The following is a 23,455-nucleotide window of genomic DNA, read 5'->3' as shown; positions in this document are numbered from 1 at the left end:
CACCGAACGATTCGGGTGGCCCACGGGAAGCCCAGGGGTGGTGTGCGGGGGAATTACCGTACGTCGTACGGTAGAGCCTACGCCACGAGACGACGACCACCGCTGACACGCCCGCCGGGGCCTTCGGAGAACCTGGGGAGAGACCTCCGCATGACGATGACCGCCACCGCGCCGCGCGCTGCTGCCTACCGCGGCAGGCTCCGCTGGTGGACCGAACTGCCGCTGATAGCCGTGATCTACGCGCTCTACTCCGGCGCCCGGCTGCTGGTGCGCGGCGACGTGGACGACGCGGTCGGGCACGGCGCGGACATCCTGCACCTCGAACAGCTCCTGCATCTGGACCCCGAGCACTTCTTCAACCAGCTCTTCACCCACCACGCGTTCCTCGGGGTCCCGGCGGACTTCGCGTACGCCTCGCTGCACTACATCGTGACGCCGGGGATCCTGGTCTGGCTGTGGCGCCGCCGGCCCACCGCCTACCGCAACGCCCGCACCTGGCTGATGCTCTCCACGCTGATCGGCCTGGTCGGCTTCACCGTGTCGCCGACCGCGCCGCCGCGGCTGATCGGCGGCGGCCACGGCTTCATCGACACCATGGCGCAGTACGGCTCGTACGGCTGGTGGGGCACCGACGCCAGCGCGCCGCGCGGCCTGGGCCACCTCACCAACCAGTACGCGGCGATGCCCAGCCTGCACTTCGGCTGGTCGCTGTGGTGCGGGATCATGCTCTTCCGCTACGGCCGGCACACCGTGGTCCGCGCGCTCGGCGTGGCCTACCCGCTCGTCACCGCGTTCGTCGTGATGGGCACCGCCAACCACTACCTGCTGGACGTGCTGGCCGGCGGCGCCGTGATGGGCCTGGGCTACCTGCTCGCGCCGCAGGTGCTGCGGCTGATGGACCACCTGCAGGACCGCGCACGGGCGGCCGTCGGCCTGGCCCCGCAGGAGGACGCGGCGCGGACCGGCGCCGCGACCGCCCCGTCCGTGACCGTCCCCGCCCCGCGGCGCGCGCCCGGCCTCCGCGACTCCGCCGCCGGCGGCGCCGAGCACGGCGCCGGCGCGGGTGCCGCACCCTCCGCCGCGGCTAAGGGAACGGCCCCCGAGAGCGAGGGCGACGGCACCGCGGAGGACGGCGCAGGACCGTCGGCGGCGACCGCCGCGCGCGGCGGCGAACACGCCGGACGCGGCCGGATGTCCTGACCGGGTGCCACACTCTCCCGGGTGAGCACTACGCACCCTCTGCGGGAGCGGCTGGCCGTGCTGCGCGGCCCGGCCACCGCGCCCCGCCCGCTCGACGCACGGGCCCTGGCCGCACTGGCCGCCAACCCCGGCTGCCGCCGCCGCGCATTGCTGGACGCCGCGGGCGTGGACAAGGGCGCGGTCGCCGGCGTCCTGGGCGCCCCCGCCCCGTTCGGCCAGTCCCGGTTCGCCTTCTCCCGCGGCCACGCCTTCGAGGCGCGGGTCAAGGCCGACGGCGGCACCGAACTGCTGCGGCTGCTCGGCGCCGAGGGGCGGGCGCACGTCCCGGACCTCTCGGCGACCGGCCCGCAGAGCCGCGCCGCCCGCACCCGGCTGGCGCTGGCCGAGGCCCCGCCCGGCGCCTGGACGCTGCTCGACCACCCGCTGCTCGCGCTGGAGGTGGCCGGCTCCACCGCCTACCTGGAACCGGACGCGGTGGCGGTGGCGCCCGACGGGTCCTGGACCGTGGTGGAGATCAAGTCGTTCCCGATCCTGGACGGCGCCGCCGACCCGCAGAAGGTGGGCGCGGCCGCGCGGCAGTCGGCGGTGTACGTCCTCGCCCTGGACGCGGCCCTGGAGGCGGCCCCGGATGCCGGTCCGGCCGCCGGACCCGGCGACGATCCGGCCGCGGCCCGGGAGGCCACCGCCACCGGGCGCACCCGGACCAGCGTCCTGCTGGTGTGCCCGCGGAACTTCTCCAACCAGCCGACCGCCGAGTGGGTCGACGTCCGCAAGCAGCTCGCGGTGACCCGCCGCCAGCTGGCCCGGCTCACCCGGATCGAGGAGATCACCGCGGCCCTCCCGGACGGCACCACCTTCGACCTGGCGCCGGACGCCGACGGGACGGCCACCCGCCCGGCCCGCGAGCTGGCGGCCGCGGTCGACGCCGTGCCGGCCGCCTACGCGCCCGAGTGCCTGTCGACCTGCGAGCTGGCCTTCCACTGCCGGACGCGGGCCCGCGCCGCCCAGGACGTGGCGGCCCTCGGCCGCTCGCTGCGCGGCGACCTCGGCGAACTCACCACCGTCGAGGCGGTGCTGGCCGCCGCGACCGGCACCGCGGGCGACCCCGCCGACCCCGCGGTCGCCGCCCTGCGCCGCGCCGCGGCCCTGCGCGCCGAGGCCCTGGCCTGGGCGGCCAAGGAACCCTCCGGCTGCCTGCCGCCCGCCCCGCGCGACGCCCCGGGCGGCATCCCCGGCCAGAACGCCGGGCCCGGCCCGGACTCGGGGAGCGGCACGACGCGGCCGCCCGCCTCCGGGAGCGGCACCGGCGGATCCGGCAGGGTGGTCCGGTGAGCGTGCTGCAGGCGCTGGGGCGCGCGGAGGCGGTGGCCGGCGGGCGGGCGGTGCCCGCGGCGACGGTGCTGCACCGCCGGCTGACGGAACAGCCGCTGGTCCTGGTGCTGCTGACCACCGCCGGCGAGGCGGGCGCCCCGCTGGCCGCGATGGCCGGTACCGACCGGGAGGCGCCGCGGCTGCTGGTGGTGCCCCAACCCCTCGACCGCGACCTGCGGTTCGGGTTCTTCGGCGAACTCGCCGACGTACTGCTGCCGTTGCTGGAGTCGTACGGGGAGCGGACCGAGACCGAGCCGGCCACCCGCAACCGCGAGGAGACCGAACTGTGCGCGGACGCCCTGCAGATCGTCGTGCCCAACGGCGCGACCGTGGACTACGTCCGGCTGGTCGGCCGGTCCACCCGCTTCCTGCGCACCGCCGACGACCCTGACGCCCCGTACCCGGTGCCCGCGCCGCTGCCGCTGCTCGGCCGCTGGCTCACGCACTACGCGGAACGGGCCCGTACGCCCGGCAGTTCGCTGCTCCTGGCGATGACCGACCTGCTGTCCCGGCACTGGACGACCGGCCAGAGCGCGCTGGAGGACCAGCACCTGGGCGCGCTGCTCGGCTGGATCGACCCGCCGCCCGGCACGGACGGCGCCGCGGCCGCGGCCCGCACCGAGACCGGCCGCAGCCCCGGCGGGCTGCTGGTCAGCCCGCCGGCCGGACCGGCCACCGACCCGCGGTTCGACAACCGGGTGCTGGCTCCCGCGCTGGCGCGCTACGACGCGGCCCGGGCGGCCGGTTCCGGCGTCGCCGCCGCGGAGGCCGAGGTGCGGCGCCTGGTGGAGTCGCAGCTGCGGCCGGTGTGGGACGACGTGTGGCACGGCCTGGACCTGCTGCGCGCGCTTCCCGTGGGCGCGCACGTCGACGACCGCTGGAAGCGGGACCGCTGGTCGTTCACCGGCCACCGGGACCGGGTGCGGGCGGGCGAGCCGCCGCAGCCCCGGCGGGACGACGCGATCGCCGCGGCGCAGAAGCTCGCCGGGCGGGAGACCGCGCAGGCCCGGCTGGCCGCGCAGGAGGCGCTGGACGACCCGCTGGCGATGGCCGCCCGCCGGCTGGCCGGTGAGGCGTTCACCGGGGTGGTGCGCGCCGTCGCCGAGGGCTTCTCCGAGGGCCGCCGGCCGATGCCGCGCCCGCTGGTGACGGTCGGGACCGCCGACCTGCCGCAGGCCGAGCCGGGCGCGCGGCTGTACCGGGCGGTGCCGGAAGGGCGTTCGGCGCAGCCCGCCGAGTTCGTGTCCGCCGAGGCCGCGGACGACGCCCAGGACCCGGCGGGCGGTTGCCTGATCACCGTCCGCCTGACCGGCGGCATGGGCAACGGGCGGGTGCCCAGGGAGGGTTCGGTGCCCGTCCCCGGCGACCTGGTGACGTTCACGCTGTTCGAGCACGACGCGCGCGGCGGTCCCGCGCTCCCCGACCCCGAGGCCACGCCGTGGACCCACGGCGGCCCGCCGGACGCCGCCGCCGTACCGGACGCCCCCGACCCCGTGACCCCTGAGGACCACTTGTGACGTCCCTGCCCGAAGGGCGCGCCGGTGCGGGCGCGTTCGACCCGGCGGCCGAGGCGCGGCCCGAGGCCGCGTCCACGACGGGGCCCGCGTCAGGGCCCGTGAACGGGACGGCCGGCGCGGGGACCGCGTCCGGGGCGGCTTTCGACGCGGCCGCCGAGGCCGCCCGGGCCACCGCGGCGATCCTGGACAGCACCCTGCACGGCACCGCCCGCGGGGTCGTCGTCGACTCGCCGCCCGGCGCGGGCAAGTCGACGCTGGTGGTGCGGGCCGCCCGCGAACTGGCCGCGGCCGGCGAGTCGCTGATGATCGTGGCGCAGACCAACGCCCAGGTCGACGACCTCGCCGACCGGCTGGCCACCGCGGACCCCGCGCTGCCGATCGGCCGGCTGCACGGCGCGGACTCGCCGCCCGACCCGGTGCTCGACCGGCACGCGGAGGTCGCCAAGTCCTCGTCGGTGGCCGAACTCCGGGACCGCGCCGTGGTCCTGGCGACCGCCGCGAAGTGGGCGTACGTCAAGGACGTCGAGCCGTGGCGGCACGCGATCGTCGACGAGGCGTACCAGATGCGGTCCGACGCGCTGCTGCAGGTGGCCGGGCTGTTCGAGCGGGCGCTGTTCGTCGGCGACCCGGGGCAGCTGGACCCGTTCAGCGTGGTGGGCGCCGAGCAGTGGGCGGGGCTGAGCTACGACCCGTCGGCGAGCGCGGTGGTCACCCTGCTCGCGCACAACCCGGGCCTCCCGCAGCACCGGCTGCCCGTCTCCTGGCGGCTGCCGGCCTCGGCGGCGCCGCTGGTGTCGCGGGCGTTCTACCCGTACACGCCGTTCCGCAGCGGCACCGGGCCGGGCGAGCGGCGGCTGGCGTTCGGCGTCGCGGGCGACGGCGGCGGTCCCGACCGGGTGCTGGACGAGGCCCTGGAGAGCGGCTGGGGGCTGCTGGAACTGCCCGCCCGGCACACCCCGCGCACCGACCCGGAGGCGGTGCGGGCGGTGGCGGTGGTGGTGCGCCGCCTGCTGGACCGCGGCGGGCTGACGTACGCGGGGGCGGACGCCGAGCCGGCGCCGCTGACCGCGGACCGGATCGCGGTCGGCACCGCGCACCGCGACCAGGCGGCGGCGGTCCGCGCCGCGCTGGCCGGACTCGGGGTCGCCGCAGGCACCGCCGGCGGGGTCGCCGTGGACACCGCGAACCGGCTGCAGGGACGGGAGTTCGACGTCACGGTGGTGCTCCATCCGCTGTCCGGCCGCCCGGACGCGACCGCCTTCCACCTGGAAACGGGACGGCTGTGCGTGCTGGCGTCCCGGCACCGGCACGCCTGCATCGTGGTGTGCCGGGCGGGCGTGGCGGACCTGCTCGACGAGCATCCGTCGTCCGAGCCGGTCCAGCTCGGGGTCACGGTCAAGTTCCCCGACGGGTGGGAGGCCAACCACGCGGTGCTCGCCCACCTCGCGGAGCACCGGGTGTCCTGGCGGCCCTGACCGGGCGGCTCGCCGTGCCGGTGCCGGCCCCCGTCCGCGCCTCCCGCAGGCCCTTCCGGCCGCGGCCGGCACCGGGGCTCGGTGGGGGGTTGCGCGGACGCGGGAGAATGGGAGGCGTCGACGAGATCCGGGAGGTAACCGTATGTCCGAGCCGCACCCTGCGGACCGGCCCGAGGAGGAGCAGGCCGCACGGCCGAAGCGGCCCGCCCCGCTGCTGTTCGAGCCGGGGGCGCCGGCCGGGGACGACCGCGACCGGTTCTTCGACCTGGAGTCGATGGACGACCCGCTGCGACTGCTGGACCGCGCCACCGAGCTGGCCCTGGCGTTCCGGGCCGCGGCGGACCGGGCGACGGAGTTCCAGGCGGTGGCCGCCGCGCAGCTCGCCGACCCGCGCCGGTTCGACCGGCTGAGCTGCGGCTCGATCGCCGAACGGGCCGGCTGGACCGAGGACTACGCGCGGCGGATGGTCGAGTACGGCCAGGACCTGCTGGCGGACGGCGGCGTCACGCCGTAGAGCCGGCCCCCGGGGAGCAGCCCCCGGCGCCCCGACCGGCGGCAACTCCGTGCCGCACCGTCCGCCCCGGCCGCCCCGGCCACCCCGGTGGAACCGCCTGCACCCTTGCCCCTCGACGCCGGAGCGTCACCGCGCCGTCACCGCGCGGCAAGATACTCCCCGTTCGGTCCCCGTGTGCGATGTTCGGGCGATTTCGCCGGGACGGCCCTGTCCGCCCGGTACCTGTAGATGCCATGGACGAATCGCCCGCTGTGAGCACCGTGGACACCATGAGCACCGTGAACACCGTCGCCGCCGTCAGCGAGGCGGTGCGGCGGCAGCACACCGCGTACGTCACTCCGGAGGGCGCCGCGTGGCTGGCCTCGGCGAGCGCCTTCCCGCGCAGCGTGGCGGCGCTGTGGTCGGCCCGGCCCACCGCGCCGAGCGTGCTGCCGTGCGGCACCGCGTTCGACGTGGTGAACGTGCCGGCGCTGTTCGGGCGCCGGCTGCTCGAGCAGCTGTGGTCCGCGGGGCCGGGCAGCGGCCCGGTGGCGGTGCACCGCGGCCGCGTGCTGCTGCTCGTCGCGCCGGGCACCGCCCAGCGGCTGCCCTCGCTGCTGGCCTGGGAGGAGTGGGCGGACCGGGTCCCGCCGCTGCTGTGCCACGGCGCCGGCGACGCGGTGACGGTGCCGCCGCTGTACGGCCCGGCCGACGGCCGCACGGGCGGGGACGCCGCGTCGCGGTGGGTGGTGGCGCCCGACACCCGCGCGCCGTGGCTGCCCGGTCCCGACGTGCTGCTGTGGGCGTGCGTCAGGGCCGCCCGCAGCACCGCCCCGGGGGCGGGTGAGGCCGTTCCGGCCCTGGTCAGCGCACCCGGGACGGCCTAGGAACTATCGATTTCCACTCCCTGGGACCGGGTGCTAAGGTCTACGACGTCAGCAGGCGCCGCTAGCTCAGTTGGTTAGAGCAGCTGACTCTTAATCAGCGGGTCCGGGGTTCGAGTCCCTGGCGGCGCACCTGAGACGAAGGCCCTCCGCTTCAGCGGGGGGCCTTCGGCGTTCCCCCATCTCCGAGAGACGGTCGCTCGCTCCCCCGGTCGCCCCGCCCGCTCCCCCGTGTGCCGCAACTAAACGGGCGCGGGCCGGTTCCGCCGGGACCCTTGAGCTATGGGGCACTGGCCGGCGTACGTGGGCTCGGTGCAGGTGCGGATCGAGGCGTCCACCGGCCGCCGGCAGCTGCTCCTGCTGCTGGTCGGGCTGATCGGGTCGTTCCTGTTCATCCGGTTCAGCACGCGGATGATCCGCCGCGGTGTGTCCTGGTGGCCCGGCAACGTCCAGCCGGGCGGGCTGCACATCCACCATGTGGTGTTCGGCCAGGTGATGATGTTCATCGGCGGCATCGGCTCCTTCGCGGTGCGCGGCGGCCCGCTCGTGCACGACCTGCTCGCGGTGCTCTTCGGGGTGGGCTGCGGCTTGGTGCTCGACGAGTTCGCGCTGGTGCTGCACCTGGAGGACGTGTACTGGCGCGAGGAGGGCCGCCAGTCGGTCGACGCGGTGATCCTGGCGGTGGCGATCATCGGGCTGGTGCTGTTCGGCGCGGCGCCGCTGGGCGGCGGCGTCGGCGGCACGTCGTACGCCACCTACGTGGCGGCCGCCGTGGTGGCCGGCTTCGTGGTGCTGTGCCTGCTCAAGGGCAAGGTGTGGACGGGCCTGCTCGGCGTCATGGTGCCGCTGCTCGCGGTGGTCGGCGCGGTGCGGCTGGCCCGGCCCGGCAGCCCCTGGGCGCGGTGGCGGTACACCTCGCGGCCGCGGCGGATGGCACGGGCGGAGCGCCGCGAGGAGCGCGTCACCCGGCGGTTCTCGGCGGCCAAGACGCGGATGATGGACGCGGTGGCCGGGGCGCCGTCCCCGGTGTCGCTGACGAAGAAGCCGCCGCGCCGGGAGCCGACGGTGGTCGAGGTGCCGCCGTCGCGGCTGGAGGTGCGGCTGGCGCAGGTGCTGGGGCCGCTGCGCGGCCCGGGCGCCGCGGCCGCCGTCTGGTACCTGCGGGTGGCGACCGCGGTGAACGCGGTGACCGGGGTCGTCGCGCCGTTCCGGGACCGGGTGCGGGCCGCCACCGACGGCGAGTTCGTGACCCCGTTCCTGGTCAGCCCGGGATTCACCGGGGCGGTGCTGGCGTTCGTGCTGTCGGTCAGCCTGCGGCGGCGCAAGCGCGCGGCGTGGATCCTCACGGTGGTGCTGACCGCCGGGTACCTGCTGGTCATCGCGGTCGACGTGGCCGCGGTGCCGCGGGCCCACCGGCACGCCTTCAACTGGGTGTCGCTCGTCCTGACCCTGCTGCTGCTGGCCGCGCTGCTGGTCTCCCGCACCCTGTTCAACGTCCGCGGGCGGCGCGGGAACATCGTGCTGGGCCTGGTCAGCCTGGTGGCGGGCGCGGTGGTCGCGGTCGGCGTCGGCACGCTGCTGGTGTACGGCACCGACCGGGCGGAGCCCAGCAGTTGGGGGGAGAGCGCCCGGTACGCGGCGGTGCGGGTGCTGACCGTCTCCAGCCTGTTCGACGTGCCCGGCATCGACGTGCCGGCGTGGACGGACCTGGCGATCAACCTGCTGAGCGTGGCGCTGATGGTGGTGGTGCTGCTGGCGTTCTTCCGCTCCCCGCCCGGCCTGTCCCGGCTGGCGCGGGCCGACGAGCGGCGGCTGCGGGCGCTGCTGCGCGCGTACGGCGGCACCGACTCGTTCGGCTACTTCGCACTGCGCCGCGACCTGTCGGTGTGCTGGAGCGGCGACCGCGCAGCGGCCGTGGTCTACCGGGTGGTCAACGGCGTCGCGCTGGCGCACGGCGACCCGCTGGGGCCGGTGGCGGCCCGGCCGGCCGCGGTCGCCGGCTGGCTGGACACCGCGCGCAGCCACGCGTGGTCGCCGGCCGCGGCGTACGCGGGCGAGGAGGGCACGGCGGCCTACCGCGCGGCGGGCCTGCACACGGTGGCCGTGGACGAGGAGGCGGTGCTGGATGCGGGTCCGCTGCCGCCGGAACTCGCCCGGCTGCGGCGGACGATGGCCGCGGCGGGCTACCGGGCGGTGCTGCGCAGGCAGCGGGACGTGGACGCCGAGGAGTGGCCGCACCTGGCCCAACTGGCCGACGCCTGGCGGCAGCACGCCGGCCGGCTGCGGGCGCTGACCGGGCGGCGGCGCGCCGACCCGGGCCTGGGGCGGCTGGGCGACGCGGGGGACGGCGACTGCGTGCTGGCGGAGTGCCGGGACCGGAACGGGCGCACCTGCGCGCTGCTGGTGCTGCTGCCGTGGGGCTCCGACGGGCTGACGCTGGATCTGCTGCGGTGGGACCGCGAGTCGGGGCAGGCGGCGGTGGACTTCCTGCTCGCGGAGGTGATGGACCGGGCGGCGCGGGGCGCGCCGCCGGTGGCGGGCGTCGCCCGGATCTCCCTGGCGTTCGCCGACGCGCCCTCGTTCCCCGTGGTGCGCCGCTCCCGCCGCCTGCTGTGCGAGCGCCGCACCGAACTGCCGCGCGTCCTGGCCGCCGCCGCCTTCGCCCACCCCGAGGCGCACTTCCACTGACCGCCGCCGGCCCCGCCCGCGGGCGGGGCGGGGCGCTGCCCCGGAGGCAGGGGACGGCGATGTAGCGTCAGGGGGACGGCGCGCGCCGTCGGCCCTGTACGTCCCTCATGGAGGCTTCATCATGGCAACCACCCGCACCGCGACGACTCAGTGGAAGGGCCCGCTGATCGGCGGCGCCGGTACCGTCTCGCTGGACACCTCCGGTGTCGGCCAGTACGAGGTGTCCTGGCCCTCGCGCGCCGAGGCCGCCAACGGCAAGACCTCCCCCGAGGAGCTGATCGCCGCGGCCCACTCCTCCTGCTACTCCATGGCGCTCTCGCACGGCCTGGCCGGTGCGGGCACTCCCCCGGAGTCCGTGCAGACGCAGGCGAACGTCACGTTCCAGCCCGGTGAGGGCATCACCGGCATCGCGCTGTCGGTGAAGGCCCGGGTGCCCGGCCTGTCCGCCGAGGCGTTCCAGGCCGCGGCGCAGGACGCCAAGGCCAACTGCCCGGTGAGCAAGGCCCTGGCCGGGGTGGACATCACCCTCGAGGCCGAACTCCTGGACTGACGCGCGCGGTCCGTCAGCGGCGGGTGACGTGGACGGTGTACGTCCCCGCCGCTGAGCGCGACTCGACCTGGAAGGTCACCCCGGACGCCTGATCGGTGTAGCTCTCGCCGACGTTGAAGGGCGCGTCGTTCAGGGAGTTGAAGGCCCCGCTGCTGAAGTCGCAGGCGGAGGTGAGCGGATGGGCGTCGGTGACGGTCACCGGGCCCTGCCCGGAGTCGACGTCGGTGGCCACCCGGTAGGCGAGCACCCCGGTCCGGCAGGCGTCGTGGTCGTTCCCGCGCTTGGACCGCACCTCCAGCACGTACGCCCGGGTCGGCCCATAGGGCACGATCACCGCCTTGTGCCCCCCCGGGACTTCGACCGGGCTGAGCTGGTAGGTGCCGCTGCCGGGGCGGGATATGCAGTCGATCTGGCGGTCGGTGATCCAGCCGAGCCGCCACTTGTGCCAGGCGAACAGATCGCCCTGCAGGCCCCAGTCCAGGGACATGGTGTCCCACTGCCCGGCGAGGGTGTCGGTGCGCTGGAAGTCGTCCGCGGCGTACAGGTCGGGCAGGCCGAGGGCGTGGCCGTTCTCGTGGCTGAGGACCCGCGAACCCGACTGGTCGTGGCCGTAGATGAGGGACACCTTGTTGAGCTGGGCGCCGTCGTCGGTGGTCGCCGCGGACGCGCCGGTCCAGGTGACGGAGAGCACCGCCTCGTCGGCGGGCGGGCCGGCGTTGGGCGTCACGAGTATGTTGACCAGGTCGTAGCCGCGGAAGTCGATGTCGCGGTCGGCGACCTTGAGCAGGTCCCGCATCATCGCCGTGTGCGCGTCCCAGCCGTAGCCGCGGCCTATCCCGTAGGCGGAGAACGGCCGCGGCATGCGTATCCAGCGCAGCACCGGCGTGGACACGTAGTCGAGCCGGCCGTACGAGGCGCTGGCGTACCACTGCTTGACCGCGGGGAAGAACTCGCCGTAGCGCTGCTTGGCGCTGTACGGCGCGGGCGCGTCGGGGAAGTCGATCAGCAGGGTGAGGGCGTGCACCGTGCCGGTGGAGGGGGCGAACTCGGCGTTGGGGCCGGTGTTCTCGGGCCGGGCGGGGAAGCCCTCGGACATCGCCACCCCGGGGACGGCCCGCAGCGCGCAGGGTCTGGCGGCGGGCGGGGGTGGGGCGTTGAAGGAGAAGTGGGGGTCGGAGGAGACCGTCGAACCGACGGTCAGCAGGGCTATCGCGCCCAGCGCGACCATTCTCAGTCCGTACCTGCCCGGCGCGGCCACGCCGGTCAGCCCCGCAGCCCGGGTGCGGTCGGGCTGTGCGGCAGGGCCTCGGTGACGCGCACCGTCCAGGTGCCGTCGGTCCCCCGGCCCATCACCGTGACCTGGGTGGAGCCGTCCGGGACCGTGTAGGTCTCGCCGACGCCCAGGGGCGCGTCGGCCAGCGGCGGGTAGACGGAGTTGACCTCGCACGCCGAGGTCCCCGGGTGGCCGTCGACCACGTCGATCGGCCCGTCGCCCGACTCCTTGTCGGAGCGCACCCGGTACAGCAGCACGCCCTGCCGGCAGGCGGTGGCGTCGTTGCCGGCCGTGCTGCGCGCCTCGATCGCGAGCACCGAGTCCGTTCCGGTGCGCACCACCAGCAGCTTGGTGCCGCCGGGGGTCTCGTCCGGACTCAGGTCGTGGTAGGTGATGCCGGTGCGGGCGATGCAGCCGACCTGGTCGTCGCGCAGCCAGCCCAGCTTCCACTTGTGCCAGGCGAACGGGTCCGGGGCCAGTCCGAACTGGCTGCCCATCAGGTCCCAGTCGCCGACGTGGGTGTCCCAGTCGGCGTTGCTGCCGACCGGCGGCCGGTAGTACAGGTCGGGCAGGTCGAACACGTGGCCGGTCTCGTGGGCCAGCACGTTGCGGTCCGGCGGGTGGCGTTCGAAGACGGTGACCAGCCGGCGCAGCGAGGTGCCGTCGACGTTCATCGGCTGGGCGAGGTTGACGACCTTGGTGGCGTCGGAGTCCACGCCGGGCGCGTCGGGGTCGGCGACCAGGTAGACGACGTCGTAGCCGCGGAAGTCCACCGACGGGTCGGCGGTGCGGATGGCGTCGCGCAGGTACATGCTGCGGTCGCCGGCGTCCCAGTCCCGGTTGATCAGGTAGGCGGTGGACGCCCGCGGCATCTGCAGCCAGCGGTCCACCGGGTGCACGTGGAGCCGGAACTGCCCGTAGGAGGCGTTGTCGTAGAAGGTGCTGGTGGCCGGGAAGTGGTCGGCCTCGATCTCCCGCGGGGTGAGCTGCGGCACGGAGTCGGGGAACGACAGGAAGACCATCAGCGCGTTGACGTCGCCGACCGGGTGGGCGTAGCCGCCCGGCCAGCTGTCGACGCCCTCGGAGTGGTGCACGTCGGTGCGCGGCAGCACGCAGGGGCTGTCCTCGGCGCCGTGGGCGGCCGGCCCCGTCATCAGGGTCCAGGCCACCAGCCCGGCGAAGCCGGTGACCGCCGCGGCGCCCGCCTTCAGCGCCCGCCGCGACACGCGGCCTGCGCGCCGCGCGAGCGCCGCGCGCGCCCCGCCGGCCGCGTGCCGCCGCCGTGGAGCTGAGCTGATGCCTGACCGCCGCACAACGACCTCCGGGGAGGAATGCCGAGCTGTTCGAGACCTCCCCCACATTGCTATGAAATGTGATGATTTGCGGTGTTCGGCTGGTCCGTGCGGGTGTCGCCCCCGCGTTCCCCGGCCGCGGACGGATGTGCGAGTCGCCGCCCGCCCGGGCGACTACGCTCCGTCATGATGTGCGGGTGGCGATCAGGTGCTCGACGCAAACACGCGGAAACGGTCACTCCGTCAGCACGCGTGCGGAGAATCACCACGACGACGCTGGATCGCCCGCTCCGCCAGCCCATATGATCGCCGTCGAAGGAAGCGCGAACAGGGAGCGGGCCATGGGCGTACCCTCGGGCGGCCCCGGCGTCGAGCCCGACACCACGACGCAGACCATCACGCACCGTGATGTTCTGGGCCTGCCTGCGGGGGACGCGGAGCCGCGGGACTACCGCGCCGCCTTCGCCGCCGCCCGTCTGCCGATGGCCCTGCTCGGCCCCGGCGGCGAGGTGCTCGCCGCCAACCGCGCCCTGGGCGTCCTGCTGGGCACCTCACCTGACCGGATGGCCGCCGCCGGCGCCGCCGCCCTGCTGGGCCTGGCAGGGGACCCGCATGCCGGCGCCGCCTTCCACGAGGTGCTCAGCGGCCGCCGTTCCCGGCTGCGCTGCACCCGGCGGGTGACCCGCACCGACGGCAGCGGGGTCCGGGCCGAGATCACGCTGGCCCGCACCGGCGCGGAGCCGCTGCTGCTGACCGTCGAGGACGTCGGCGAACGCGACGCGCTGCGCGAGGAGTTGCGGCATCTGCGGATGCACGACGCGGTGACCCGGCTGCCCAACCGCGCGCTGTTCCTGGAGCGGCTGGCGGAGGCGGTGGAGCGCGCCGGGGTGCGCGGCACCGGCCGGATCGGGCTGTGCCACCTGGACCTCGACGGCTTCAAGGCGGTCAACGACACGCTCGGGCACCGGGTGGGCGACGAGCTGCTGGCCGCCGTGGCGCACCGGCTGCAGGACTGCGCCCGGCCCGGCGGGCATCTGGCGGCCCGGCTCGGCGGCGACGAGTTCGCCCTGCTGCTGCGGGACTCCACCGGCACCGGGCAGGCCACCGCGCTCGCCGAGGCGGTGCTGGGCGCGCTGCAGGAGCCGTTCGACGTGGGCGGCCAGCGGCTCGCGGTGTCGGCGAGCATCGGGGTGGTCGAGCGCGAGGCGGCGGGCAGCACCGCCACCCAGCTGATGCAGGCCGCCGACACCACGCTGTACTGGGCCAAGACCGACGGCAAGGCCCGCTGGACGCTCTTCGACCCCGAGCGCAACGAGCACCGGATGACCCGCCAGGCGCTGGCGCGCACCCTGCGCCAGGCGGTGGAGCGGGGCGAGTTCGTGCTCGACTACCAGCCGCTGGTGGCGCTGGACACCGGCCGGCTGCGCGGGGTGGAGGCGCTGGTGCGCTGGGAGCACCCGCAGCTCGGGCGGCTGGCCCCCGACCGCTTCATCGGCCTGGCCGAGGAGGACGGCTCGATCGTGCCGCTGGGCCGCTGGGTGCTGGCCGAGTCGTGCCGGCAGGCGCGGGCCTGGCAGCAGGCGCACCCGGACCGCCCGCTGGTGGTGTCGGTGAACGTGGCGGTGCGGCAGGTGTGGGACTCCGACCTGGTGGCCGACGTCGCGGCGATCCTGCGCGAGACCGGACTGCCGCCGCGGCTGCTGCAGTTGGAGCTGACCGAGTCGGCGGTGATGGGCTCGGCGGGCCGGCCGCTGCAGGCGCTGCACGCGCTGCACGAGATGGGGGTGCGGATCGCCATCGACGACTTCGGCACCGGCTACTCCAACCTCGCCTACATGAGCCGGCTGCCGGTGTCGGCGCTGAAGCTCGACGGGTCGTTCGTCCAGGGCTTCCGGTCGGCCGAGCACCCCAACCCGGCCGACGAGACGATCGTCGAGGCGCTGGTGGAGCTGGCCCACCGGCTGGGCCTGACGGTCACCGCGGAGTGCGTGGAGAGCGCCGAGCAGGCCGAGCGGCTGCGCCGGATCGGCTGCGACACCGGCCAGGGCTGGCTCTGGTCGCGGCCCGTGGCGGCGGCGGCGATCTCCGACCTGCTGAGCGCCTGACGCCGCCGCTCCCCCGCACGCGGGAACGCGAGGGGCCCGCGTCCTCGTGGGGGAGAGGACGCGGGCCCTGGTGTGGGGGGAGGTTCCGCCGGCGGCCGGCTGACGGGTCAGCCGGCCGTCAACGGGTGTCGGGCACGGTCAGCAGGCGCCGTTGTCCTGCCAGACGCCCCACTCGCCGGTGGTGCCGGGCTCCTCGTTGGTCGTCCACCACTTGGCCTGCCAGTTGTGGCCCTTCCAGGAGACCTGGTTGCCGCCGACGTAGACCGCCGAGGCGCTCCAGGACGGCAGGGTGCAGGTGCCGGACGGCGGGGTGGTGGGAGGCGTGGTCGGCGGGGTGGTCGGCGGCGTCGTGGGAGGCGTCGTCGGCGGGGTGGTCGGCGGCGTCGTCGGGTTCGAGCAGCCGGACGCCGAGCCGTTGGTGGCGGTCACGATCTTGTTGAAGAGGGTGGCCGAGGGATCCAGGTCGAGCAGCGAGTACATCATCGAGCCGGCCAGGCCGTGGCAGTGCGCGTAGTCCGCCTTGGCCTGGATGCCCTGGCTGCCCAGGCCGGTCCAGAACTCGCTGCCGTTGTAGAAGTAGTTGGACTGCGAGGCGGCGTCCCAGAACGTCGTGGAGGCGTTGTCCACCACGCCCGACAGCTCCTTGTAGTACGCGGTGCCCGCGACCTGGCTGATGCCGCGCGCGGCGGCCGGCCCGGTCGCCGACTGGTACAGGCCGTGGTTGCTGCCGGCGGGCACGCCGGTCCAGCCGCGGTAGTACAGCGGGTAGCCCATGGTGATCTTGTTGGCCGGGAAGCCGCCGGGGATCCCGTACGCCGGGTCGCCGTTGGTCCAGGCGTTGATCGCCGCGTCCGTGCTGTACTTCCCGGTTCCCGGCGAGATCGGGTTCGACGGGTCGCTGGGCGACTGGTACGTCGGGTCCTGGTGGTTGGTCGGACCGGTCGCGTCCCAGGCGCCGTGCATGTCGTACGTCATGACGTTCGCGTAGTCCAGGTACTGCCCGAGCTTGTCGGTCTGGATGTTCGCGATCTTGTCCTGGCCGGACGGCAGCGCCGCGGTGAGCAGCATGTGCTTGCCGCCGTTGGCCGCGCCGTAGGCGTCCAGCTCGGAGCGGAACTCGGCGGCCAGCGCGGTGAAGTTGGCCTTGTCCGCGGCGCTGTAGTGGTTGCCCACGTGGCCGTTGGGCGAGCCCGGGTACTCCCAGTCGAGGTCGAAGCCGTCGAAGATGCCGGCCGCGGCGCCGGTGCCGCCGTAGCCGCCCTGCACCGGCAGGTTGCCCTTGATGAACATGTCGATGCAGGAGCTGACCAGCTTCTTGCGGCTGGCGTCGGTGGCCGCCGCGTCGGAGAAGTACTTGGAGTACGTCCAACCGCCCAGCGAGATCACGATCTTGAGGTTGGGGTACTTCGCCTTCAGCTCCTTGAGCTGGTTGAAGTTGCCCACGAGCGGCTGGTTCCAGGTGTCCGCGGTCCCGTTGACGCTGATGTCCGAGCCGAAGGACTTCTGGTAGTCGGCGAACGCGTCGCCCGCGCCGTCACCGGCGTTGGGGTCGTTCTCGTTGGTGGAGTCGGACGCCTTGGTCGCCTCGAAACAGGTGAGGTTGACCGGGTCGATGTTCTCGAACGAGTAGTTCAGGATGTCGAGCTTGCTCGCGATCCCCTCGGTGTCGAGGTTCCTCGGGTAGAAGGCGTTGCCGTAGACGCTCCACTGGTCGTAGTAGGCGATCTTGACCCCGCCGCTGCTCGCGGCGGCGGCCGCGGGCTTGGCGGCGGACGCGGTGTCCGCCTTGGCGGTGCCCGTCGTGGCCGCCAGCGCGGCGAACGCGCCGAGGGCGAGGGCGGCGCTGGTGGCGGCGGCCACGAACGCTCTCTTCCTGGACTGCACAAGTACCTCCGGGGGGAGAGGGAGGACCAACAGGGGGCTGGAGCATGGATAGTCCTTCGCCAAGTGCACGTCAATGGTCTGAACCAGACTTAGGACTAGACCAATTCGGGCCCCCCGCGGTGGCGCCGCCGGGTTCACGCCATGAGCAAAGCCGCTCGTCAGCGAGGTGACGAGCGGCTTTAACCCTGGGTTAAGTCTTGCCGTGCGGTCGGTCCCACGTTGGACCACCCGCCCCGGGGAAATCAGTCTTTAACCTCCGCCACGTCCTTGGGGAAGCCGTACACGTCGGCGATCAGCTCGTAGCTGCGCAGCCGCGCGGCGGGGGTGTGCGCGTTGGCGGTGATCACCAGCTCGTCCGCGCCGGTGCGCTCGACGAGCGCGTCGAGGCCCGCGCGCACCTGCTCCGGGTCGCCGTACACGATGTTGGCGATCCAGGAGTCGACGAACTCCCGCTCCATCGGGCTGAAGGGGTACGCCTCGGCCTCCTCCGGGGTGGGCATCAGGCCGGGCCGGCCGGTGCGCAGCCGCAGCATGCCCAGGGCCCCGGAGAGCACCTGGCGGCGGGCCTCCGCGGGGTCGTCCGCGGCCAGCGCGGACACGCCGATCGACGCGTAGGGGGCGTCCAGTACCTCCGACGGCCGGAAGGACTCGCGGTAAAGGGCCAGCGCGGGAACGGTGTTGGCGGCCGAGAAGTGGTGCGCGAAGGAGAACGGCAGCCCGAGCGTGCCGGCCAGCTGCGCGCTGAACCCGGACGAGCCCAGCAGCCAGATGCTCGGCCGCCCGGCCGACTGCACGCCGCCCTCCGCGCTGCCCTGGATCGGACCGGGGATCGCGTGGATCCGGGCGTACGGGTGCCCGTCGGGGAAGTCGTCGTCCAGGAAGCGGGTCAGCTCCGCGAGCTGGCGCGGGAACTCGTCGGCGCCCTCGCGCAGCCCGTCGGTCCTGCGCAGTGCGGCAGCGGTCGCCCCGTCGGTGCCGGGCGCACGGCCCAGGCCCAGGTCGACGCGCCCCGGCGCGAGCGCCTCCAGGGTGCCGAACTGCTCGGCGATCACCAGCGGGGCGTGGTTGGGCAGCATCACGCCGCCCGAGCCGAGCCGCAGGGTGCGGGTGTGCGCGGCCAGGTGCGCCAGGATCACCGCGGGCGAGGAGCTGGCCACGCCCGGCATGGAGTGGTGCTCGGCGACCCACATGCGGTGGTAGCCGCGGGTCTCGGCGGTCCTGGCGATCTCGACGCTGGCGCGCAGCGCGTCGCCGGCCGTCAGCCCCTTGCCGACGGTGGCCAGATCCAGTACGGACAGCGGCACCGGCGCGGTACCGCGGACCGGCCCCCTGATGCCCGTCCCTCTGATGTCCTCGCCCCCGCGTCCGGTCGCGTCCGCGACCTCCCGTTCTCCGTCACCCACGGCGGGCACCCTCCTGTCAGCTGTGTTGCCGTTGCCTCCCAGGCGACAACCGGAGATGCCGTCCGCTTGTTCCCGGGGGTCCGCGACGACCCGCACCCGGGGGCTCGGAGCCGCGTTTCCGGGGCGCGCGGCGGCCGGTCACACCCGTCTCTGGCGCCCCTTGGGGGTAGCGATTCACGCCACTCCGAAAAGAGGGCAATGACCTCGTCATATGCCAGACAGGCCCCTTCCTGCATATACGCCTGAGCGCCGCTCGGGGGGCCGTCAACCACCTCTACCGGCAAGGGTATTGGGGCTATCGTGGAGGTCCGGTCGAGACGCCGGACCAGGACGCTGCCCCTGGCCCACGACCAGGCCCTCCTCCGGACACGCAGACGGTCTTACCTGCAGGGGGCTACCGTGGCGCTCGAACACCGACAGGTCGGGCCGGTGCATGCGGTCCAGTACGCGCTGCGCGTGCTCGAATCCGTCGACAGCCACCGGCACGGGGTCTCCGCGGAACAGCTGGCCCGCGAGGTCGGCGTCCCGCTCGGCTACCTCACCCAGCTGCTGGCGATGCTCCGCCGCGAGCGCTACCTCGGCTTCCTGCCCGGCGGCGGCTACGTGCTCGGCGAGTCGATGGTCCTGCTCGGCTCGGCCAACCGCGACCTGGCGCTGGCCGAGAAGCTCAGGACGATCCTGATGGAGCTGCGCGACGAGGTGGGCGCCGCGGTCTACTTCAGCCGGTACGACGACGGCGAGGTGCGGATCATCGACTTCGCGGACGGCCCGCACGCGCCGAAGGTCAACGAGTGGGTGGACTTCCGGTCCGCGGCCCACGCCAGCGCGGTCGGCAAGTGCCTGCTGTCGCAGCTCGACCACCGCGGCCGCCTCGAACACCTCTCCCGGCACCGCCCGGCCCGCTTCACCTCGCGCACCGAGGTCGACGACCGGGTGCTGCTGACCAAGCTGGAGCGCCAGCCCTCCAGCGTGCCGACCCTGGACCTCCAGGAGTACGCGGTCGGCACGGTGTGCGCGGCGATCCCGGTCACCATCGGCAAGACCGTCGCCTGCCTGGCGCTGTCCATGCCGTACGCCAAGGCGCACCGGCTGCGCCCGGCGGTGGACACGCTGCACGAGCGGGCCGCGCCCGTGCTGCTGTCCATGAGCATCTGACGCCGGACACCGGCACGACGAAGGCCCTCCGCCGCGGCGGAGGGCCTTCGTTTCAGGTGCGCCGCCAGGGACTCGAACCCCGGACCCGCTGATTAAGAGTCAGCTGCTCTAACCAACTGAGCTAGCGGCGCCTGCTGACGTGGATGATCGTACCCGATCGGCAGGGGTGCCCCCAACCACGGCGCCGCCCCGCTCGCGCGGACGGCCGGGTGGCCCCGCGCCCTCACGCGGCGGGCGGCCGCGGGTCCCGGCGGCCGGGCGGCGGGTTGCCGCCAGGCGGGAACGTGCCAGCTCCGGGCCGCTGACGCCACCGCGATCCGGCCGGTAGATCATGCACATGACTTCGACTCGACGCCGGACAGCCGTGCCGGCGGGCGCCACCGCGCTCGCCCTCGGCACCGCCCTGATGCTGCCCGCGGGCAGCGCCATCGCGGCGACCCCGCCGCCCTCTCCCCCGTCGGCCGCCCACGCCTCGACCGCGCCCGCGCCCTCCTCCGCCACCGTCACCCTGATCACCGGCGACGTCGTGCACGTCACCGGCGGCTCCGCCCCGACCGTGACCGTCGACCGGGCGCCCGGCGCCCGCGGCGTGGTGCACGTCCAGCAGTTCGGCGGCGACACCTACGTGGTGCCCGACGAGGCCGAGTCCCTGCTGGCCGCCGGCACACTGGACCGCCGGCTGTTCGACGTCACCGCACTGGTCGCGATGGGCTACGACGACGCGCACAGCGCCGGCGTCCCGCTGATCGCCACCTGGACGAAGGCGGCGCGCGCGGCGCGCGCGCTGCCCGCCGCACCCGCGGGTGCGCGCACCGTCCGCACGCTGCCGAGCATCGGCGGCGCCGCGCTCAGCGCCGACAAGAAGCACGCCCGCGCCTTCTGGGACGACCTCGACCCGGCCGCGGCGAACGGCGCCGCGGGAGCCAGGGCCGCCCGCTCGCTGGACGCCTCCAACGGCATCGCCCGCCTGTGGCTGGACGGCAAGGCCAAGGCGTCGCTGCAGGACTCGGTCCCGCAGATCAACGCGCCGCAGGCGTGGGCCGAGGGCTACGACGGCACCGGCGAGAAGGTCGCCGTGCTCGACACCGGCATCGACGACACCCACCCCGACCTGCAGGGCCGGGTCGCCGTCGAGCAGAGCTTCGTGCCCGGCCAGGCCGTGGCCGACGGCAACGGGCACGGCACGCACGTGGCATCCACCATCGCCGGCAGCGGCGCCGCGTCCGGCGGCCTGGAGAAGGGCGTCGCGCCCGGCTCCCACCTGCTGGTCGGCAAGGTGCTGTCCAACGAGGGCGAGGGCCAGGACTCCTGGATCATCGCCGGCATGGAGTGGGCCAAGGCCCAGGGCGCCGACGTGGTCAGCATGAGCCTGGGCAGCCCGGTGCCCGACGACGGCACCGACCCGATGGCGCAGGCCGTGGACAACCTGTCGGCGAACGGCGGCCCGCTGTTCGTCATCGCCGCGGGCAACTCCTACGGCGCCGGCACCATCGGCGCGCCCGGCTCGGCGCGCGACGCGCTGACCGTCGCAGCCGTCGACTCCGCCGACCAGCGCGCCGCGTTCTCCAGCATGGGTCCGCTGGCCAACAGCTACGGGCTGAAGCCCGACCTGTCCGCGCCCGGCGTCGACATCACCGCGGCCAAGCCCGGCGGCGGCTACCAGACGATGTCCGGCACCTCGATGGCCACGCCGCACATCGCCGGCGCCGCGGCCATCCTCAAGGAGCGCCACCCCGACTGGTCGGCGCAGCAGCTCAAGGACACGCTGATGTCCTCGTCCAAGGTGCTCGGCGACTACACGCCGTTCGAGCAGGGCACCGGCCGGGTCGACGTGCTCGCCGCGATCGACTCCACGGTCCAGGCCACCGGCTCGGTCGACTCCGCCGTCTTCCGCTGGCCGAACGCCGGCGCGGCGCCGGTCACCCGCACCCTGACCTACCGCAACAGCGGCTCGTCGCCGGTCACCCTGAAGCTGGCCACCGCCACCGCCGACCCGGCCGCCACCCTGTCGGCCGGCACCGTCACCGTCCCCGCCGGCGGCAGCAGCGACGTCACCCTCACCCTCGACCCGTCCAAGGTGCCGACGAACACCACCTTCTCCGGCCTGGTGCTCGCCACCGACACGGCCTCCGGCGCCGTCGTGGCGCACACCGGCTACGGCCTGGTGAAGGAGAAGGAGCTGTACGACTACACGGTCAAGCTGCTCGGCCGGGACGGCAAGCCCGCCGCGGGCACCGTGATCGTCGCCGAGGACGGCAACCCGTACCCGTCGCCGGTCGCGGTGGACGGCCAGGCCACGCTGCGGCTGGAGCCGGGCACGTACATGGCGTACGCGGAGATCGACGTCCCCGGTGACGCGCCCGACTCCCTCGGCCTGGCGCTGGTCGCCGACCCGGAGACGGTGCTGAGCAAGGACACCACCGTCACCCTGGACGCCAGCAAGGCGCACCGGATCAGCGCATCGGTGCCGCAGCGCACCCAGGTCCGGCAGCTGCACTGGGACCTGGCCCGCACCTTCTCCGACGGCCAGCTCGTGCGGGACGCGGCGATGCTGCCGCTGACCTACGACGCCCTGTACGCCTCGCCGACCCGCAAGGTCACCAACGGCACCTTCAGCTTCGTGACCCGCTGGCGGCTGGGCGAGCCGACGATCGCCGTCACCGACCGGGGCAGCGCCCTGGACACCACCACCCAGCCGGGTTCGCCGGTCGACGACGGCTCCGCCGTCCTGGCCACCGCCTACGCCGGCGCGGGCGCCGCGTCCGACTACACCGGCCTCGACGTGCGCGGCAAGGCGGTCGTGGTGGACCGCAGCGACGCCGTGACGCCCGCCGAGCGGGCCGCGAACGCGGCGGCCGCCGGGGCCCGGCTGCTGATCGTCGTCAGCGACGGAACCGGCCGGCTGCTGGAGTCCTACTCCGCCGCCGACGGCTCGAACGCGCCGCTGCCGGTGGTGTCGATGCAGCACGACGCCGGCACGCGGCTGGCCGCCGAGGCGGCCCGCGGCGTCAACGTGCAGGTCGCCCAGCGCACGTTCGCCCGCTACGTGTACGACCTGCTCGACCAGCACGACGGCACGATCCCCGACCGCTCCCTCGCCTACACCCCGGACCCGGGCAAGGACCTGGCTCAGGTCGACGCGACCTACAACGGCGACCGCACCCGGGCGGGCGGCGGCTTCCGCTACGACATCCCCGCGTGGGGACCGGGCGTGGGCTTCGCCGAGGTGGAGTCCTACCCGTCCACCCGCACCGAGTACGTGTCGCGGCAGCAGGGCGCCGGCTTCTGGTACGAGGACCACTCGGTGTACTCCGCCGGGTACGCCGACCAGCTGCTGGAGGAGCGCGGCGGCCACGACACCTACCTGCCGGGCCGCACCTACCGCACCTCGTGGTTCGGCGGGGTGTACCGGCCGCGGCTGGGCACCGCCTACTGGGGTCCGACCCGCTCGTCGTACAACGACATCCAGTTCAACATCACGCCGTGGACCGACGGCGGCGCCGGCCACTCGGGGGCCATGCCGGCCGACGAGTACGACGGCCGCACCACCTACGCCGCCTACCGGGACGGCACGCTGATCGCGCACGGCGCCGGCCGGGCCGGCGGCCTGTGGAACCAGCCGGCGCAGACGCTCCCCTACCGGCTGGTGATCGACTCCGCGCGGGACGCCGCCGAGTGGAAGACCTCGATCAGCACCCACACCGAGTGGAACTTCGTCTCGGGGCCGGTCAGCGGTGACGCCCTGGTGCCGGTCCAGCTGCTGCAGCTGGACTACACGGTGGCCACCGACACCGCGGACGACGTGCCGGCCGGCCACTGGACCACCGTCGGCCTGTCGGCCGCGACCCAGGAGTGGCTGGACGACGTGACGCGGGCGTCCTCGGCCACGCTGTCGGTGTCCTACGACGACGGCGCCCACTGGGAGCCGGTCACGCTGGACGCGCAGGGCAAGGGCGCCTGGAGCGCGCGGTTCAGGACCCCGTCCACGCCCGGCGGTGCGGTGTCGCTGAAGGCCACCGCCTCCGACGGCCACGGCGGTTCGGTCAGCCAGGAGATCATCCGGGCGTTCGGCCTGAAGTGAGCCCGGTGGGCCCGATGAGCCCGGTGCGCACCCGGTCCCGGCCGGTGCCAGGACCGAGGTGAACACCGTGCACACCGCGCCGGC

General features: G+C 74.7%; 15 protein-coding genes and 2 tRNA genes. 12 read left to right on the top strand and 5 right to left on the bottom strand.

All coding sequences use genetic code 11. From position 1 onward, the window contains the following. Window positions 1-150 precede the first annotated feature (150 nt). The 9 genes from ACH4TG_RS22725 (at window position 151) to ACH4TG_RS22685 (ending at window position 10,178) form a co-directional block, all read left to right on the top strand. Window positions 151-1,200: a phosphatase PAP2 family protein gene (locus ACH4TG_RS22725; RefSeq protein WP_398244245.1), complete on the top strand. Its 1,050-nt coding sequence runs from the start codon at window positions 151-153 to the stop codon at window positions 1,198-1,200. Between the two features lie 21 nt (window positions 1,201-1,221). Continuing rightward, window positions 1,222-2,532 (top strand): hypothetical protein, encoded by a 1,311-nt coding sequence (locus tag ACH4TG_RS22720; protein WP_398244243.1) that lies wholly within the window; start codon window positions 1,222-1,224, stop codon window positions 2,530-2,532. Next, a complete protein-coding gene (locus ACH4TG_RS22715; RefSeq protein ID WP_398244242.1) occupies window positions 2,529-4,088 on the top strand; it encodes a hypothetical protein in 1,560 nt (519 codons plus the stop codon). Before ACH4TG_RS22720 ends, ACH4TG_RS22715 begins: the two co-directional genes overlap by 4 nt. Window positions 4,089-4,186: 98 nt before the next feature. Next, window positions 4,187-5,563: an AAA family ATPase gene (locus ACH4TG_RS22710; RefSeq protein ID WP_398244337.1), complete on the top strand. Its 1,377-nt coding sequence runs from the start codon at window positions 4,187-4,189 to the stop codon at window positions 5,561-5,563. Between the two features lie 142 nt (window positions 5,564-5,705). Beyond that, window positions 5,706-6,077 carry a hypothetical protein gene (locus ACH4TG_RS22705; RefSeq protein WP_398244241.1) on the top strand — a complete coding sequence of 124 codons (372 nt, stop codon included), beginning with the start codon at window positions 5,706-5,708 and terminating at the stop codon, window positions 6,075-6,077. A gap of 269 nt (window positions 6,078-6,346) precedes the next feature. Then, window positions 6,347-6,943 (top strand): bifunctional DNA primase/polymerase, encoded by a 597-nt coding sequence (locus ACH4TG_RS22700; protein ID WP_398244240.1) that lies wholly within the window; start codon window positions 6,347-6,349, stop codon window positions 6,941-6,943. Between the two features lie 55 nt (window positions 6,944-6,998). Beyond that, window positions 6,999-7,072, top strand: a tRNA-Lys gene (locus tag ACH4TG_RS22695). A gap of 150 nt (window positions 7,073-7,222) precedes the next feature. After that, window positions 7,223-9,628 carry a phosphatidylglycerol lysyltransferase domain-containing protein gene (locus tag ACH4TG_RS22690; RefSeq protein ID WP_398244239.1) on the top strand — a complete coding sequence of 802 codons (2,406 nt, stop codon included), beginning with the start codon at window positions 7,223-7,225 and terminating at the stop codon, window positions 9,626-9,628. A gap of 121 nt (window positions 9,629-9,749) precedes the next feature. Next, a complete protein-coding gene (locus tag ACH4TG_RS22685; RefSeq protein ID WP_398244238.1) occupies window positions 9,750-10,178 on the top strand; it encodes an OsmC family protein in 429 nt (142 codons plus the stop codon). Between the two features lie 13 nt (window positions 10,179-10,191). Here the strand turns inward: ACH4TG_RS22685 and ACH4TG_RS22680 are convergent, their stop codons facing one another. Both ACH4TG_RS22680 and ACH4TG_RS22675 read right to left on the bottom strand, forming a co-directional pair. Further along, the gene (locus tag ACH4TG_RS22680; protein ID WP_398244237.1) at window positions 10,192-11,406 is read right to left on the bottom strand and encodes a M6 family metalloprotease domain-containing protein; all 1,215 of its coding nucleotides are present in this window, start codon (window positions 11,404-11,406) and stop codon (window positions 10,192-10,194) included. 35 nt (window positions 11,407-11,441) lie between these two features. Continuing rightward, window positions 11,442-12,677, bottom strand: a complete 1,236-nt coding sequence (locus tag ACH4TG_RS22675; protein WP_398244236.1) for a M6 family metalloprotease domain-containing protein — start codon at window positions 12,675-12,677, stop codon at window positions 11,442-11,444. A gap of 407 nt (window positions 12,678-13,084) precedes the next feature. Between ACH4TG_RS22675 and ACH4TG_RS22670 the strand changes: the two genes are divergently transcribed. After that, window positions 13,085-14,848 carry a putative bifunctional diguanylate cyclase/phosphodiesterase gene (locus ACH4TG_RS22670; RefSeq protein ID WP_398244235.1) on the top strand — a complete coding sequence of 588 codons (1,764 nt, stop codon included), beginning with the start codon at window positions 13,085-13,087 and terminating at the stop codon, window positions 14,846-14,848. Between the two features lie 138 nt (window positions 14,849-14,986). Here ACH4TG_RS22670 and ACH4TG_RS22665 read toward each other — a convergent pair whose 3' ends face one another. After that, window positions 14,987-16,708, bottom strand: coding sequence for a glycosyl hydrolase family 18 protein (locus ACH4TG_RS22665; RefSeq protein ID WP_398244234.1), 1,722 nt, complete (start codon window positions 16,706-16,708; stop codon window positions 14,987-14,989). Window positions 16,709-16,974: 266 nt separating this feature from the next. After that, window positions 16,975-18,135, bottom strand: coding sequence for an LLM class flavin-dependent oxidoreductase (locus ACH4TG_RS22660; RefSeq protein WP_398244233.1), 1,161 nt, complete (start codon window positions 18,133-18,135; stop codon window positions 16,975-16,977). A 399-nt stretch (window positions 18,136-18,534) separates the two neighbouring features. Here ACH4TG_RS22660 and ACH4TG_RS22655 point away from each other — a divergent pair, with 399 nt between their 5' ends. Continuing rightward, window positions 18,535-19,290 carry an IclR family transcriptional regulator gene (locus ACH4TG_RS22655; RefSeq protein WP_398244232.1) on the top strand — a complete coding sequence of 252 codons (756 nt, stop codon included), beginning with the start codon at window positions 18,535-18,537 and terminating at the stop codon, window positions 19,288-19,290. A 57-nt stretch (window positions 19,291-19,347) separates the two neighbouring features. On the opposite strand, the gene ACH4TG_RS22650 is transcribed toward ACH4TG_RS22655, so the two are convergent. After that, window positions 19,348-19,421: transfer RNA gene (locus ACH4TG_RS22650), tRNA-Lys, on the bottom strand. Between the two features lie 206 nt (window positions 19,422-19,627). Between ACH4TG_RS22650 and ACH4TG_RS22645 the strand changes: the two genes are divergently transcribed. Next, window positions 19,628-23,371 (top strand): S8 family peptidase, encoded by a 3,744-nt coding sequence (locus ACH4TG_RS22645; RefSeq protein WP_398244230.1) that lies wholly within the window; start codon window positions 19,628-19,630, stop codon window positions 23,369-23,371. Window positions 23,372-23,455 lie beyond the last annotated feature (84 nt).

It is taken from the genome of Streptomyces sp. NPDC020917 (assembly GCF_044333795.1).
Classification (GTDB): Bacteria; Actinomycetota; Actinomycetes; order Streptomycetales; family Streptomycetaceae; genus Actinacidiphila.
This window is presented reverse-complemented; position numbering and strand designations above follow the sequence as displayed.